This window comes from Nonomuraea sp. NPDC049750, from assembly GCF_040659625.1.
In the GTDB taxonomy this organism is placed as follows: Bacteria; Actinomycetota; Actinomycetes; order Streptosporangiales; family Streptosporangiaceae; genus Nonomuraea.
The window spans coordinates 58012-71208 of record NZ_JBFANB010000035.1 but is presented as its reverse complement, the minus strand read 5'-3'; the positions used below and the strand labels follow the sequence as shown (position 1 = coordinate 71208).

Genomic DNA, 13197 nt, shown 5'->3' with positions numbered 1-13197 from the left:
CAGGGCCCTCCGATGATCAGCAACTCACCCATTCAGGCGTCGAGGATCCAGTTGCCGTGGAAGCCGAGCGGGACGCGCACGGGCAGGTGGACACGGGCCACGGGCGGTCCTGTGAAGTCCTGGGCCGACAGGATCACCAGGTCGGAGGCGCCCCGCTCGGGATCGGCGACGTAGGCCATCAGGTAGCCGTCGTCCTCCTCGCCGCCGCCGGACGGGTTGGCGACGAACGCCGCCTCCCCGACGGCGGCGTCGCGGGCGAAACCGTGCACCTCCGTCATGCCACGCCGCAGGTCGTGCTTGACGAGCGCGTTGGTGAACGCCTCGTCGGGGTGCGGGCCGTCGAGTGTGAACGGTACGCCGTACACCGGGCTGACCGCAGAGTAGCCGTAGCGGTGCGGGCGCGAGGCGAACGCGTCGTTCACGCGGGGAAAGTCCTGAGCCCGGTCGTCGATGCGGCGCTGGTCCACCCTGCCGCTCGCCGGATCGATGGTCCAGCGGTCGAGTGTGGGCGCGACCGCACCCGGGTCGGCGACGTCGACCGGCCCTTCGGACCTGATCAGGTCGACCGTGATCGTGGAGCCGTCGTCGTAGGCATTGAGTACGTGGCTGAGATAGAAGGACTCGACCGGCAGCCAGCGGATGTCACCGCCCGTCCGGGGCAGCACGCCGACGCGCGCCTGGTGCCCGGGATCCCACTGGAACAGCATCTTCGTCATGCTGAACGTCAGCGGGATGTCGAACACGAGGACGTAGTTCTCCGACAGCGCGAAGTCGTGCAGGAACGGGGTGTCGCCGGACAGCGGGATGTCCGTCACCCGGGTCACCATGCCGGCGGGGTTGGTGACGATGTACTGCGCGAACGACCGCCCGATCACATAGGCCAGGGAGTGCAGGTCGCCGGTGCGCGGGTCCACCTTGGAGTGCGCGTTGGCGCTGGAGCCCTCGGGCGTGGCGGCCATCGGGCACGCTCCGATCGTGTCCAGCTCGTAGCCGAGCTCGTGCGGCAGCCCGCCGGCCTCGACGAGGGCGAGCGTGCGGCCGGCGTGGCCGATCACGTGGACGTTCGGGGACGGAGGCAGGAACGCGGGCGGCTCCTCGCCGCGCCGTAGCCGGTCCAGGGCGTCGGCGACCTGTGTCGAGCGGACCCAGCGGTTGCGGTACCACTCGGCGCGGCCGTCCCGGATGCGGACGCCGTGCACCATACCGGCGCCGAAGGCGTAGAAGTGGGTGGCGGGATCCTCCACGCCCAGCGGGTTGGGGCCCATCCGGAGATAGCGGCCCTCCAGATCTGCGGGCAGACGGCCGGTCACGGGCAAGTCGTAGGCGGTGACTTCCTCCTTGACCGGGGCGAAGTGGCCTTCGAAGTAGCGGCTGCGTCGGTCTTCGGTCTGCATGGTCCTCTCCTGCTGTGGTACGGCGTACGACCGGAACGGTACCCTGCGTATAGGTGGTGACCAGCGGTTCAGTGAGCAGCAATCAGCCCTGTACTAGGACACGATTCATCGCTCTCACCGCTTCCACCAGGCAGGTGACGGCGTCCTTCGCGGGGGGACAGCCATACCCTCTGTACTAGGACAGCGGCCGCTTCCGGCGTGAGGAGACGATCGACCATGGACCGGTACGGCACCGCGCCGCCGTACCTGCGGATCGTCAGTGAGATCAAGCGGCGCGTCGAGACCGGCGAGCTGCGGGCCGGCGACCGCGTTCCCTCCACCAGGCAGGTCGCCGAGCAGTGGGGGGTGGCCCGCGCCACCGCCGCTAAAGCGCTGAACACGCTGCGGCAGGAGGGAGTGGTGGTGGCCATCTCCCGCGTCGGCACCGTCGTGGCGGAGCCCGCGCCCGGCACCTTCCCGCCTCCCAGGGTGCCGAGTGCCCCAGAACGGAAGCCCGCCCACGACGGCAAGCGGGAGCGGATGGTCCGTACGGCGATCGCCATCGCGGACGCCCAGGGGTTCGACGCGGTGTCCATCCGCGGCGTCGCGACCGCGCTCGGCATCCCCACCATGTCGCTGTACGGGCTCGTGCGCGGCAAGGAGGAGCTGGCCGCGCTCATGGCCGACACCGCGTTCGGCGAGCTGGAACTTCCGGCGATGCCCCCGGCGAGCTGGCGGACGCGGCTCGAACTCGCGGCCCGCCTGCAGTGGCGACTCTACCTGCGGCACCCCTGGCTGCCCCGGCTCGTCTCGCTCACCCACCCGCAGCCCACGCCCAACATGCTTCGGTACGGGGACTGGGGGATGGGCGTCGTGCGCGAGCTGGGGATCGATCCGGATACCGGCAGGTTCGTGTGGTGGGCGGTGACCAACTACGTCCGGGGGACGGCCACGAACCTGGAGCCGCAGGCCGAATCGGAGCGGCACACGGGCTTGTCCGCTGGGGAGTGGTACTCCGTCCACATGCCGAGGTTCCGTGCCGGCCTGCCCTCCAGCGGCCTCCCCGCGCGCGTGGCGCCCGCGGGTGATCAGTCGGCCTTCGACCTGGCCGGTTTCTTCGAGAACGGCCTGCAGCTCCTGCTGGACGGGGTCGCCGTGCTGATCGGCCGGCAGCGCCTTCCGTAGGAACGCGCTGGGTTACTCGGCGAGGGCGTCAAGCGCAGGTCTTCTTTGGCGGACTGCAGAAGGTGATCTCGGGGTAGCTCGCTGAGGACTTGTTCAACAGGGGCTGAGGCTTGCCGCGCAGGTGCTGGTCGAAGAAGGCCGTGACGTACTTGCGGGTGATGTCCATGGCGCGGGCGCCGCGTATGTCGGCGCCGACGTCGATACCGAGTTGGTCGACCAGCACGCCCAGGTCGGTGAAGGACAGGTGCACGGCTCCGTCCATGAGCAGCCAGCGCTTCCAGCCGGTCAGTCCCGTCCAGACATGCTCCCACGAGGCGGCCTCACCCTTGCCCGGCGCGTAGGTCGCGGGTTTGCCCAGGAAGAGGAATGGCCGGGACAACCCGGATGCGGGGACCGTGCTCTCCACGGTTCCGTCCATGTCGATGCCGGCGCGCAGCCGGGAGTCCTCCAGCAGGGCCGTGACGGCGCTCGCGCCGCCGGCCGATTGACCGGCCATGGCGATCTTCGACGTATCGATCAGGCCGGCGCCTTTCCACTTCGGGTGCTTGCCGGTCAGCTGGTCGAGCACGAAGGACACATCCGCAGCCCGGCTCTTCTCCAGCTTCACCCACCAGCCCTGCCCCTTGGTGATCTCGCACGTGACACAGGTGGTGACCCGTCCGTCCGGGAAGGTCGTGGCGACGTTCTCGTAGGTGTGGTCGACGGCGGCCACCACGTACCCCCGGCTCGCCAGTTCCTCGGCGAGGCCCGTGAGCTCGCTGCGGGGCTTGCTGTGTCCGGGAGAGAGCACCACGAGGGGCAGGCTGTGTTCACGCCCGGCGGGACGGGCGTCGGTGAAGGCGTTGGTGCGCGTCTTGCTCAGCGTGTCGGACGGGATGGTGGTGATCTTTCCGTCCTTGAGCAGCAGCTCGGACTCCTTCGCCGTCATGTACTGCGCTCGCTTGCGGCCTGGCGATTTGGCCGGGTACCACAGCGAGACCATGAGCTCGCGGTACTTGACGGTGGGAACCCAGGGGTCGGGGCGCGAGGTGTCCTTCAGGTACAGGGATGTGGTGCCGACCGGCTGGGAGCCGGTCGGTGCGGGCAGGAACGGCGTGACCGTCTGGGACGCCGCGGCCGGCAGGGCCTGGACGAGTCCGGTGGCGGCCAGGACGGTGACGAGCCCGGTGATGATGGCCAGCCGGTCACGGCGCCGGGGTTCGCGCAGCTCGCCATGGCCGTCGTCCGGCGTGGTCCGGTTCGGGGAGTCGATCATGTGGACGGACTATACCCTGAGGATATATTCGCGGTGCATAAAGGAGCGAATCTGGCCCCTCACCCCGTTCTCGGCGGTTCCCTCATGTGGCGACGTACCGGTCGCTCGTCTGCCCGCGCAGATGGCCGGGCGGCAGCTTGCGACCGTAGGCGACCAGGAGGAGGTCCTGCGCGGAGCCGATCAAGGGTGTGCCGGTGCCGAAGGACCAGCCGAGGTCGTCGGCGCGAAGCTGGACGCCGTTGAGGTCGGCGCCGAAGAAGCGCGCCGTTCTGGAGCTGATGGCGTCCAGGAGGATGCGTACGCGGTCGTCGGGGATACGGCGGTCGATGCCCAGAGCGACGGTGATGTCCAGGCCGTGGATCACGTCATGGCCCAATCCCGCCGTGGGACCGCCGACCGGAGGCTTCCAGGGGTTGCGGGCGTTGTCGCGGATCGCGCTGATCAGCTGGGCGGTGGACAGGATGGCGGCGTCCTGGTGGGCCAGCCGATCGGCCATCCGGTTGATGTCGCCGCGGGCCTTGAGGAGCTCGAGCGCCAGATGGGGAAGCCGGTAGCGGAAACCCATCGACATGTGGGCCGCGACCTCCCGTACACGCCATCCGGCGCACAGGCTCGGCGCCTCCCACTGGGCGGGTGACAGCTCGGCCAGCATCGCCGCCAGCTCTGTGCGCTCGGCGGCGATGGCGGTGCTGATGTCCATATTCACGCCTCCCGCTCTGTCAGGCGGGCGGCGGCGGTCAGGATGGCGCCCAGCTGCACCGCGACCACCCTGCGCGGCTCGATCGGCGGGCCGGGGGAGTCGGTCTCGGCCTGTTCGTACCACTGGTCGAAGCGTTCGGCGAGCAGGTGGCGTTGGCGCCGGATGGCCGGTGTGACGTTGCCGGCGGCCACTTCGGCGTCCAGCATGCGCAGGAACACCCCCACCAGGCGCAGCCGCAGCATGTGCGTTGTCTGACAGTGGGAGTACTCTTCGGCGACCGTGGCCGGCCGATCGAGCTCGGGCAGAGTTTCCTCTTCGAGGTCGGCGATCTTGCGGAAGGTCTCCAGGGTGCTTTCGGTCGAGCGGCGGAACGGGGAGCGCACCGTCAGGTCGCTGGTGACGGCCCGCATGCCCGCCTGTAGCGTCTCGATCAGCTCGCGTCGCGCCGCCGCCGCTTTGGTGGCCACCTCTAGGTAGGTGCGGTCGGTCGCGCTCCGGTCGGCCACCCGCTGGTCGGTCCACGAGGGCACCTCGGTGATCAGGTGGAGCGCGCCGAACCTGGCGGCGTAGTCGGCGCTGCTGCCGCCGGCGCCGAAGGCCGCGCCCACCCGCGCCCCGCCCAGCGTCAGGAAGACGGCGGGCGCGATCGGTTCGGCGCCAGGTAGTTCCGGCTCGCCGTGGTGCGGCGGGAGGCCCTCCATGCCGGGCAGGCCCGCCAGCCGTTCGGCCAGGACGGTGTCGCGGCGGTTGAGGTAGAAGAACGCGCCCTGGTACTCGGCGTTGTGCAGGGAGCAGACCAGCGACGGGCGTACCTCGTCCATCAGGCGCATGAGCGCGGCCGTCTCCGGCAGTGGCCGGTCGAAACGGTAGTCGCCGCTGACGAGCGGGAAGGTCCACTCGACCTGGTCGGCCAGGTCGGGGCGGTAGAAGTGCTCGGCATAGGCGCGGCGGTCGCCCGGTTCGCCGTACCAGCCCTCGTTCAGCCGGGCGCCATCCGGGTCGGCGCAGGCGACCAGGTGCCAGCGGTAGCCCAGCAGTCCTGGGTCCTGGCACAGCAGCCTGACCAGCGTGAGGACGGTCAGCGCGCCGACCGGCTCGTTGGGGTGCGGCCCGGCGATGACCACCGCGTCCGCCGGCCCGGTGCCGATGGTGAGGGCGTGCAGCGGCTCGCCGAGCCTTGAGGCGCCGATGCGGCGCAGCCGTATCAGGTCGGGATGGGCGGCGGTGAGCTCCTCCAGCTCGGCCCGCAGCGCGTCGACGGTGGGGAACGCCGGGTAGCCGGGAACCCGGCTCATGTACTCCGCAACATTCATAATGAGATTACGGTAATAATAAGATTATGAGAATGACAAGGGCGGAGGCCAAGGAACGCAACCGGCGGGCCCTGCTGGCGGCCGCGCACCAGATCGTCGCCAGAGACGGTCACCGGGCCAAGCTGGAGGAGATCGCCGAACAGGCCGGGCTGACCACCGGCGCTGTCTACTCGCTGTTCGGCAGCAAGAACGGCCTGCTGATCGCCCTGGTCACCGACTACCTCGGCCCGCACTACGACGGCATCGAACAGGCCGTCACCCCCCGCCTTGACCTGGTCGAAGCCGTGGAGGTCTTCGCCCGCCACTACCACCGCTTGTGCGAGGAGCCGGACGCGCTGGGCGACCTGTCGTTCGAGATCAGCCTGCAGGACCTGGCACTACGCGACCCCGAGCTACGGCCCAAGCTCGCCGCCTCCGTACGAGAGCACGAACAACGCCTGGCCGCCCTGTTGACCGGCAGACCGCACGACGGGGCGGCCCTCACCGCTCAGCAGGCGCACCGCCTGGCCACCGCGCTGCGCGCCCTGCTGGTCGGCCTCAGCCAAGGCGTCATCCTCGGCCTGACCCCCACGGCCCCGGAGCAGTACTTCGCCGACACGGCCCGCGCCCTGGTCGCCGACGACGTGCTCGGGCCGCCCTGACCTCCTCGACCGTCTGGGGGACTAAAATCCAGATACGGGTGGCCGTATCCGGCGCTGGCGTGACCTCCTGTGCCGCCGTACGCTCACGTTCCGGCGACCACCCATCACGGAGGCAGCCATGACCGTACGCATGGAGCGAGAAGGCCAGGTCACGACCGTAATACTGAGCAGGCCGGAGGTCCGCAACGCGGTCGACCGCAAGACCGCCGACGCGTTGGTGGACGCGTTCAGGGCGTTCGAGGAGTCCGACGCCGCGGTGGCCGTGCTGTGGGGCGAGGGCGGCACGTTCTGCGCGGGCGCCGACCTGAAGACGCTCGACAACCACGTCGGCGAGGACGGCGACGGGCCGATGGGCCCGACCAGGATGCGCCTGTCCAAGCCGGTCATCGCCGCTGTCGCCGGGCACGCCGTCGCGGGCGGGCTGGAGCTGGCGCTCTGGTGCGACCTGCGGGTGGCCGAGGAGGACGCGGTGTTCGGGGTGTTCTGCCGCCGCTTCGGCGTGCCGCTCATCGACGGCGGCACCGTACGGCTCCCGCGGCTCATCGGCACCTCCCGGGCCATGGACCTGATCCTCACCGGCCGTCCGGTCGGCGCCCGCGAGGCGTACGAGATGGGCCTGGCCAACCGCGTCGTCCCCACCGGCACGGCCAGGCGCCAGGCGGAGGAGCTGGCCCGCGAGATCGCCGGCTTCCCGCAGACCTGCCTGCGCGGCGACCGGCTGTCGGCGCTGGAGCAGGACGGGCTGCCGGAGCGGGAGGCGATGCGGAACGAGCTGCGCCACGGGCTGGTGTCCCTGCCCGACGCGGTCGGCGGCGCGGCCCGCTTCGCGGCGGGCGCGGGCCGCCACGGCGCGTTCTAGCGACCCCGGTGATCACCCCAGTACAGGGAAGTTCGCACGAATCACCCCGTACGGGTCGCGGGCCCGCTTGAGGTCGCGCAGCCGGGCCAGCGTGCTCGCGGGGAAGGCGGACGCGGCGCGTTCGCCCTGAGTCAGCATCGTGTACGTCTTACGCCCGCTCGTGTGCGGCACGAGCGCCTTCGTCAGGTCGGTGACGCGCTCGGCCGTGTCCGGCGACGGCCGGCCGAACATGTAGACCGAGTACGGCTCGGCCAGATGCCCTACGGCGCCGCCACCCTCGGCGGGCCGGGCCAGCGCTCCGCCCAGGTGCCGGACCTGCACGCTGATCAGCGGATCGATCGGCGCGCCGAGCAGCACGTCCGCCACGCCCTCCAGCCCCGTGAGCAGCTCGAACCGGCCCGATCCCGGGCTCGGGTCCGTGGGTTCGGCGCATATCGAGCCCAGCTCGGCCACCGGCGTCGGTCGCCGGGTGTCGCTGATCAGCCCGCCGATCCGGTCGAAGCGGCGCAGCAGGGCGCCGGGGTGCTCGCCGAGGAAGGTGACGTCGACGGCGACGTACCCCACCGGAGCGCCGGGGAACTTCAGCAGGTCGAACCAGAGCGTCAGCTCCTCCGGCGCCTCGGCGGTGGTCTCGGCGAAGGCGTCGAACACCTCCCGAGCCCGCTCGACCGGCCACATCATCCGCCCGCCGAACAGCTCAGGGGCCGGGTGCAGGCCGAACTCCAGCGAGGTGACCAAGGCGAAGTCGCCGCCACCGCCCCGCAGCCCCCAGAACAGCTCCTGATCCGACTCCGCGGTCACCCTGACGCGGTCCCCGGCGGCGTCGACCGCCTCGAAGGCCCGCACGCTGTCGGCCGCGAAGCCGTACTTGCGCCCGAACCAGCTCAAACCACCGCCAAGGGTGTAGCCGGTCACGCTCACCACCGGCGAGCTGCCCGCCAGGCCCGTGAGGCCGAGCGGGCCCGCGGCCGCCAGCACCTCGCCCCACTTCACGCCCGCGCCGACCCACGCGACGCCGTCCTCGACTCTCACGCCGCCAAGACGTGTGGTCTTGAGCAGGATCGTCCCGTCGGTGTCGCCGGAGGCGCCGTGGCCGCTCGGCTGGGCGGTGACCGCCAGGCCGTTGAGCCGCGCGTAGCTCACCACGGCGGCCACGTCGTCGGCGTCGGCCGCCTCGACCACCGCGCGCACCGGCTGGTCCACCGCCAGGTTCCAGGGCTTGCGGGCCGCGTCGAAGCCCGCGTCGCCGGGGAGCAGCAGGTTGCCGTTCACTTTGATGTCATTCATGGGACCAAGTGTGCGTTTTACCATTTGAGGGGGATTTGGGGTTGACTTGGGGTTTGTGGATGTCCGTCTGTTCGGCCGGCTTGAGGTCGACTCCGCCGATGGTGTTCGGCTCGATCTCGGCACGCGTAAGCAGCGGGCCGTGCTCGCCGTGCTGGCCCTCTCACCAGGGCGCGTAGTACCGCTCGACCGGCTGATCGAGGAGCTGTGGGCCGGGGAGGCGCCGGCCAAGGCGACGGCGACCCTCCAGGCGTACATCTCCCACCTGCGCCGGGTGCTGGAACCCGGCAGGAAGCCGCGTACGCCGCCCCGCCTGCTGCTCACCCGCGAGCCCGGCTACCTGCTCGACATCGCGCCGGGACAGGTCGACGCGGGCCGCTTCACCGCGCTGGCCGAGGACGGGCGGCGGGTGCTGCGGGGCGGCAGGTACGCCGAGGCGCTGGAAGTGCTCGACCGGGGGCTCGGGCTGTGGCGGGGCGAACTGCTGGGGGAGTTCGCCGACCTGGAGTTCGCGCGGCGGGCCGTACACCGGCTGGAGGAGCTGCGGCTGGGAGCCGCCGAGGACCGGGTCGAGGCGCGGCTGGCGCTCGGCGAGGCCGGGCTGCCGGATCTGGAGGCGCTGGTCGAGGCCCATCCCTATCGGGAGCGGGCCTGGGCGCTGCTGGTGCTGGCGCTCTACCGGGCGGGCCGGCAGGCGGACGCGCTCGGGGCGCTGCGCCGGGTCCGGTCGCTGCTTGACGGGGAGCTGGGCATCGAGCCGGGACCGGAGCTGAAGCGGCTGGAACAGGCGGTGTTCGACCAGTCGCCCGACCTGATGACCCTCACCGCACCCGGCCTCACCGCCCCGACCGCCTTCACCGCTCCCGTTCCCGACGACCGCTTCGCGGGGCGGCGCGCGTCGGCGGACGACTCGGTCAGCGGTCGAGGCACGGGCGCTCAGCGGCTGATCGCGCGGGACGGACAGTTGCACCTGGTCGAGGAGCTGCTGGCCGAGGCCCGCCGGGGGAGGGGCGGGCTGCTGCTGGTGACCGGCGAGGCGGGCATCGGCAAGACCAGCCTGGCGCGTGCCGCCACCGAGGTGGCCGCCGCGCGTGGCTTCCAGACGGTCTGGGGGCGCTGCCTGGACGACGAGACGGCCCCGCCCTTCTGGCCCTGGACCCAGGCCGGGCTGATCCCCGCGCAACCGCAGGCCGAGCTGTTCGACCTGTACGACGACGTGGTGTCGCGGCTGCGCGGTGGCCCGCTCCTGCTGGTGCTGGAGGACGTGCACTGGGCCGACGTCTCGTCACTGCGGCTGCTCGGCCACGTCGCCGGCGAGCTCGCCCGTACCTCCACCCTCGTCCTGGTCACGCTCAGGCCCGAGCCGGGCGACCACCCCGAGCAGCTGCGCGAGACGCTGGGCGCGCTGGCGCGGGAGAGCCACCGGGTGCCGCTGGCCCCGTTCGACGCCGGCGAGGTGCTCGACTACCTGCGTCTGCGCCATGTGGACGCGGATCCGGTGGCGATGCTCGACCGCTCGGGCGGCAACCCGTTCTACCTGACCGAGCTGCTCCTGCTGCCGGAGAGCGAGCGGGACCTGGTCCCGGCCGGTGCCCGCGACGTCATCGACCGGCGGCTCGCCCGGCTGCCCGCCGCCACGCAGGACCTGCTCAGAGCGGCCGCGGTGGCCGGCCGCGAGGTGACCGTCGACCTGCTGGCCGCGCTCACCGAGCGGCCGGTCGAGGAGGTCATGACCCTCGCCGAGCCCGCCCTTGCCGTCGGCCTGCTGACTGAGGACGCGCGGCCCGCCGACTACCGCTTCTCGCACGCCCTGGTACGCCAGGCGCTGGACGCGGGCCTCACCCGGCTGGCCAGAGCCCGGCTGCACCTGAGGGCCGGTACGTACCTGGAGACCATGCCCGGCGCCGACCCCGCGCAGCTCGCCGGCCACTTCGCCGCGGCCGCGAAGCTGGGCGGCGCGGACCGGGCTGTGGCCTATGCCGTCGCCGCGGCCCGGGAGGCGGTGGCCCGTCACGGCTACACCGAGTCGGTCACGTTCTGGGAGCTGGCGGTCGCGCACTTGCCGCCCGGCGACTCGGCCGATCGCTGCCACCTGCTGACCGAGCTCGGTCAGGCCCGACGTACCGTGGGCGACGCCGACGGCGCCATGCGCGACCTGACAGAGGCGATCGCGGCGGCCAAACGGCTCGGCGACCGCGACGCGCTGGTGACGGCGGTATCGGCGTTCGGCGGGCTGTCGGTGTGGAACTGGCGGCCGTACGGCGTGGTGGATGAGCAGATGGTGTCGGTCCTGGAGGACCTGCTGGCGGGCCCGCTCGACGACCACGCCAGGGCCACGCTGCTGGGCACGCTCGGTGTCGAGCTGCACTACGGACCCCGCCGCGCCGAGGGCGAACTGCTCGCCGCGGACGCCGTGGAGCTGGCCCGCGCCCTGGGCGACCCGGCGCTGCTGGCCAGGACGCTGAACAACTACCTGATCTCCGGGTTCGTCATGGGGAACAACCCGGCCCGGCTGCGCGCCGCCGACGAGATGCTGGCCATTCCAGGGCTGACCAGGGAGGCCCGGCTGGTGGCCGGCGGCCTGCGGATGTCCTGCCTGCTCCGCGCGGGGGACCTGGCCGAGTGGGAGCGCGAACTCGCCCGCTGCGAGCGGGTCCTGGAGGAGGTACGCCGCCCCGAGCTGGAAGCCATGGTCCGGGTCGCGCAGACGGGCGGACACACCCTGCACGGCCGCTGGGCCGAGGCGGAGGCGCTGGTGGCCGACTTCCCGGACCTCAAGTACGGTGCCAGCCCGTGGGGCGCGGAGGCCCGCCGGCTGGCCACGCTCTACACGTGCAGACGCGGCCAGGGCAGGGTGGCCGAGATCATCGACGACCTCATCGCCGCGAGCGACCTCCCGCAGATGATCCCGATGCGGCCGCTCGCCATTCTGGCCGCCCTCGACGTGGGCAAGGAGGAACTGGCCAGGGCGCTGATCGCGCGCTGGGGCACGGAGCTGCGGGACGACTGGTCGGGGGGTTTCCTCTTCCCGGCCTGGGGCCTCATCGCCGCCCGGCTCGGCACCCCGGACCCGGAAGAGCTGTACGAGCGGCTGCTGCCGGTAGCCGACCAGTTCATCGTCATGGGCATGGGCAGCGGCGCCTGGGGCTCGGTCCGCGACGTCCTCGCGGCGCTGGCCGTACGGCTGGGGCGTACCGAGGAGGCGGACGAGCACCGGCGGGTGGCGATCGCCACGTACCGGCGGCTCGGCCTGACCTATTGGGAAACGGCCTATTGGGAGGCGCGGAGCCGAAGCTGATCTGTCGGAGGCGCCCCGTATCGTGACCCTCATGCCTGACATCGAGGTCGCAGGGCGTGAAGTCCGCGTCACCAATCCCGACAAGGTGGTGTTCCCCGCCAGCGGGCACACCAAGCTCGACCTGATCCGCTACTACCAGGCGGTGGGCGAGGGCGCGCTGCGCGGCGTCCGCGGGCGGCCGATGGTGCTCAAGCGGTTCGTGCACGGGATCGAGGAGGAGGCGTTCTTCCAGAAGCGCGCGCCCGCCAAGCGGCCCGACTGGATCCAGGTGGCCGAGCTCCGCTACCGCTCCGGGCGCAGTGCCGAGGAGGTCGTCGCGACGGAGACGGCCCACATCGTGTGGGCGGTCAACCTGGGGTGCGTCGACCTCAACCCGCACCCGGTGCTGGCCGCCGACCTGGCCCACCCCGACGAGCTGCGCATCGACCTCGACCCGGTGCCGGGCGTGCGCTGGGGCGACGTGCTGCGCACGGCGCAGGTCTCCCGCGAGGTGCTGGCCGACCACGGCCTGACCGCCTGGCCGAAGACGTCGGGATCACGGGGCTTTCATGTGTACGCCCGCATCGAGCCGCGCTGGACGTTCGCCGAGGTGCGCCGGGCGGCCGAGGCGGTGGCCCGGGAGGTGGAGCGGCGCGCCCCCGAGGTGGCCACCAGCCGGTGGTGGAAGGAGCAGCGGCACGGCGTGTTCGTCGACTACAACCAGAACGCCTATGACCGTACGGTCGCCTCCGCCTACTCGGTCAGGCCGGTCGCCGACGCGCGCGTCTCCACACCGCTGACCTGGGACGAGGTGCCAGGCTGCCGGCCGGGCGACCACACGATCGACACGGTCCCCAAGAGGTTCGCCGAGCTGGGCGACCCGTGGGCGGACATGGACCTGCACGCGGGCGGCCTGGAGTCGCTGCTGGAGCTGGCCGAGTCGCAGGGGCCTGCCCCCGAGCGGGAGGACCTTCCCGTCGTCGAGATCGCCAGGGCGCAGCACAAGGACGAGGCGCTGGCCGGGTTCGAGCGGTGGAAGGCCAGGCACGCCGAGGTCGCCGGCCACCTCCAGCCTGCCGATGTGCTGGTCGACGGCATGCGCGGGCGCAGCAGCGTGTGGTATCGCATCCGGGTCAACCTCCAGCACGTCCCGGAGGCCCAGCGACCGGCCCAGGAGCCGCTGGAGGTCGATTACGACCCCTGGACCGTTTAAGGGCGGGTCAGGCGCGGGCCGGTCGAGCGCGGGCCGGTCGAGCGCGGGCCGGTCGAGCGCGGGTCGGTCGAGTGTGGGCGGGTCAGGCGCGGGTCGG

At 71.8% G+C, this 13197-nt stretch carries 10 protein-coding genes; 5 read left to right on the top strand and 5 right to left on the bottom strand.

Annotation, left to right across the window (positions count from 1 at the left end; all coding sequences use genetic code 11):
• Positions 1 to 32 precede the first annotated feature (32 nt).
• Complete coding sequence (locus AB0J16_RS49975; RefSeq protein ID WP_358553437.1) at positions 33 to 1394, bottom strand: carotenoid oxygenase family protein; 1362 nt, start codon at positions 1392 to 1394, stop codon at positions 33 to 35.
• A 216-nt stretch (positions 1395 to 1610) separates the two neighbouring features.
• Here AB0J16_RS49975 and AB0J16_RS49970 point away from each other — a divergent pair, with 216 nt between their 5' ends.
• Positions 1611 to 2558 (top strand): GntR family transcriptional regulator, encoded by a 948-nt coding sequence (locus AB0J16_RS49970; protein ID WP_358553435.1) that lies wholly within the window; start codon positions 1611 to 1613, stop codon positions 2556 to 2558.
• 28 nt (positions 2559 to 2586) lie between these two features.
• On the opposite strand, the gene AB0J16_RS49965 is transcribed toward AB0J16_RS49970, so the two are convergent.
• The 3 genes from AB0J16_RS49965 to AB0J16_RS49955 form a co-directional block, all read right to left on the bottom strand.
• Positions 2587 to 3813 carry an alpha/beta hydrolase gene (locus AB0J16_RS49965; RefSeq protein WP_358553433.1) on the bottom strand — a complete coding sequence of 409 codons (1227 nt, stop codon included), beginning with the start codon at positions 3811 to 3813 and terminating at the stop codon, positions 2587 to 2589.
• 82 nt (positions 3814 to 3895) lie between these two features.
• Entirely contained in the window at positions 3896 to 4513 is a 618-nt protein-coding gene (locus tag AB0J16_RS49960; protein ID WP_358553431.1) for a maleylpyruvate isomerase family mycothiol-dependent enzyme, read from the bottom strand.
• 2 nt (positions 4514 to 4515) lie between these two features.
• A complete protein-coding gene (locus AB0J16_RS49955) occupies positions 4516 to 5826 on the bottom strand; it encodes a M14 family zinc carboxypeptidase (protein ID WP_358553429.1) in 1311 nt (436 codons plus the stop codon).
• Positions 5827 to 5858: 32 nt separating this feature from the next.
• Between AB0J16_RS49955 and AB0J16_RS49950 the strand changes: the two genes are divergently transcribed.
• Positions 5859 to 6467: a TetR/AcrR family transcriptional regulator gene (locus AB0J16_RS49950; protein ID WP_358553427.1), complete on the top strand. Its 609-nt coding sequence runs from the start codon at positions 5859 to 5861 to the stop codon at positions 6465 to 6467.
• Positions 6468 to 6585: 118 nt separating this feature from the next.
• Entirely contained in the window at positions 6586 to 7326 is a 741-nt protein-coding gene (locus tag AB0J16_RS49945; protein WP_358553425.1) for a crotonase/enoyl-CoA hydratase family protein, read from the top strand.
• A 12-nt stretch (positions 7327 to 7338) separates the two neighbouring features.
• Here the strand turns inward: AB0J16_RS49945 and AB0J16_RS49940 are convergent, their stop codons facing one another.
• Positions 7339 to 8613: an FAD-binding oxidoreductase gene (locus AB0J16_RS49940; RefSeq protein ID WP_358553423.1), complete on the bottom strand. Its 1275-nt coding sequence runs from the start codon at positions 8611 to 8613 to the stop codon at positions 7339 to 7341.
• 55 nt (positions 8614 to 8668) lie between these two features.
• Between AB0J16_RS49940 and AB0J16_RS49935 the strand changes: the two genes are divergently transcribed.
• Together AB0J16_RS49935 and ligD are read left to right on the top strand one after the other, a co-directional pair.
• Positions 8669 to 11908, top strand: a complete 3240-nt coding sequence (locus AB0J16_RS49935; protein WP_358553421.1) for a BTAD domain-containing putative transcriptional regulator — start codon at positions 8669 to 8671, stop codon at positions 11906 to 11908.
• A 31-nt stretch (positions 11909 to 11939) separates the two neighbouring features.
• Entirely contained in the window at positions 11940 to 13100 is a 1161-nt protein-coding gene (ligD, locus tag AB0J16_RS49930; RefSeq protein WP_358553419.1) for a non-homologous end-joining DNA ligase, read from the top strand.
• Positions 13101 to 13197 lie beyond the last annotated feature (97 nt).

What these genes read in the sequence shown, in the direction of transcription:
- AB0J16_RS49975 (WP_358553437.1), bottom strand. Translation starts at nt 1,394, where the DNA reads ATGCAGACCGAAGACCGACGCAGCCGCTACTTCGAAGGCCACTTCGCC.
- AB0J16_RS49970 (WP_358553435.1), top strand. Translation starts at nt 1,611, where the DNA reads ATGGACCGGTACGGCACCGCGCCGCCGTACCTGCGGATCGTCAGTGAG.
- AB0J16_RS49965 (WP_358553433.1), bottom strand. Translation starts at nt 3,813, where the DNA reads ATGATCGACTCCCCGAACCGGACCACGCCGGACGACGGCCATGGCGAG.
- AB0J16_RS49960 (WP_358553431.1), bottom strand. Translation starts at nt 4,513, where the DNA reads ATGGACATCAGCACCGCCATCGCCGCCGAGCGCACAGAGCTGGCGGCG.
- AB0J16_RS49955 (WP_358553429.1), bottom strand. Translation starts at nt 5,826, where the DNA reads ATGAATGTTGCGGAGTACATGAGCCGGGTTCCCGGCTACCCGGCGTTC.
- AB0J16_RS49950 (WP_358553427.1), top strand. Translation starts at nt 5,859, where the DNA reads ATGACAAGGGCGGAGGCCAAGGAACGCAACCGGCGGGCCCTGCTGGCG.
- AB0J16_RS49945 (WP_358553425.1), top strand. Translation starts at nt 6,586, where the DNA reads ATGACCGTACGCATGGAGCGAGAAGGCCAGGTCACGACCGTAATACTG.
- AB0J16_RS49940 (WP_358553423.1), bottom strand. Translation starts at nt 8,613, where the DNA reads ATGAATGACATCAAAGTGAACGGCAACCTGCTGCTCCCCGGCGACGCG.
- ligD (WP_358553419.1), top strand. Translation starts at nt 11,940, where the DNA reads ATGCCTGACATCGAGGTCGCAGGGCGTGAAGTCCGCGTCACCAATCCC.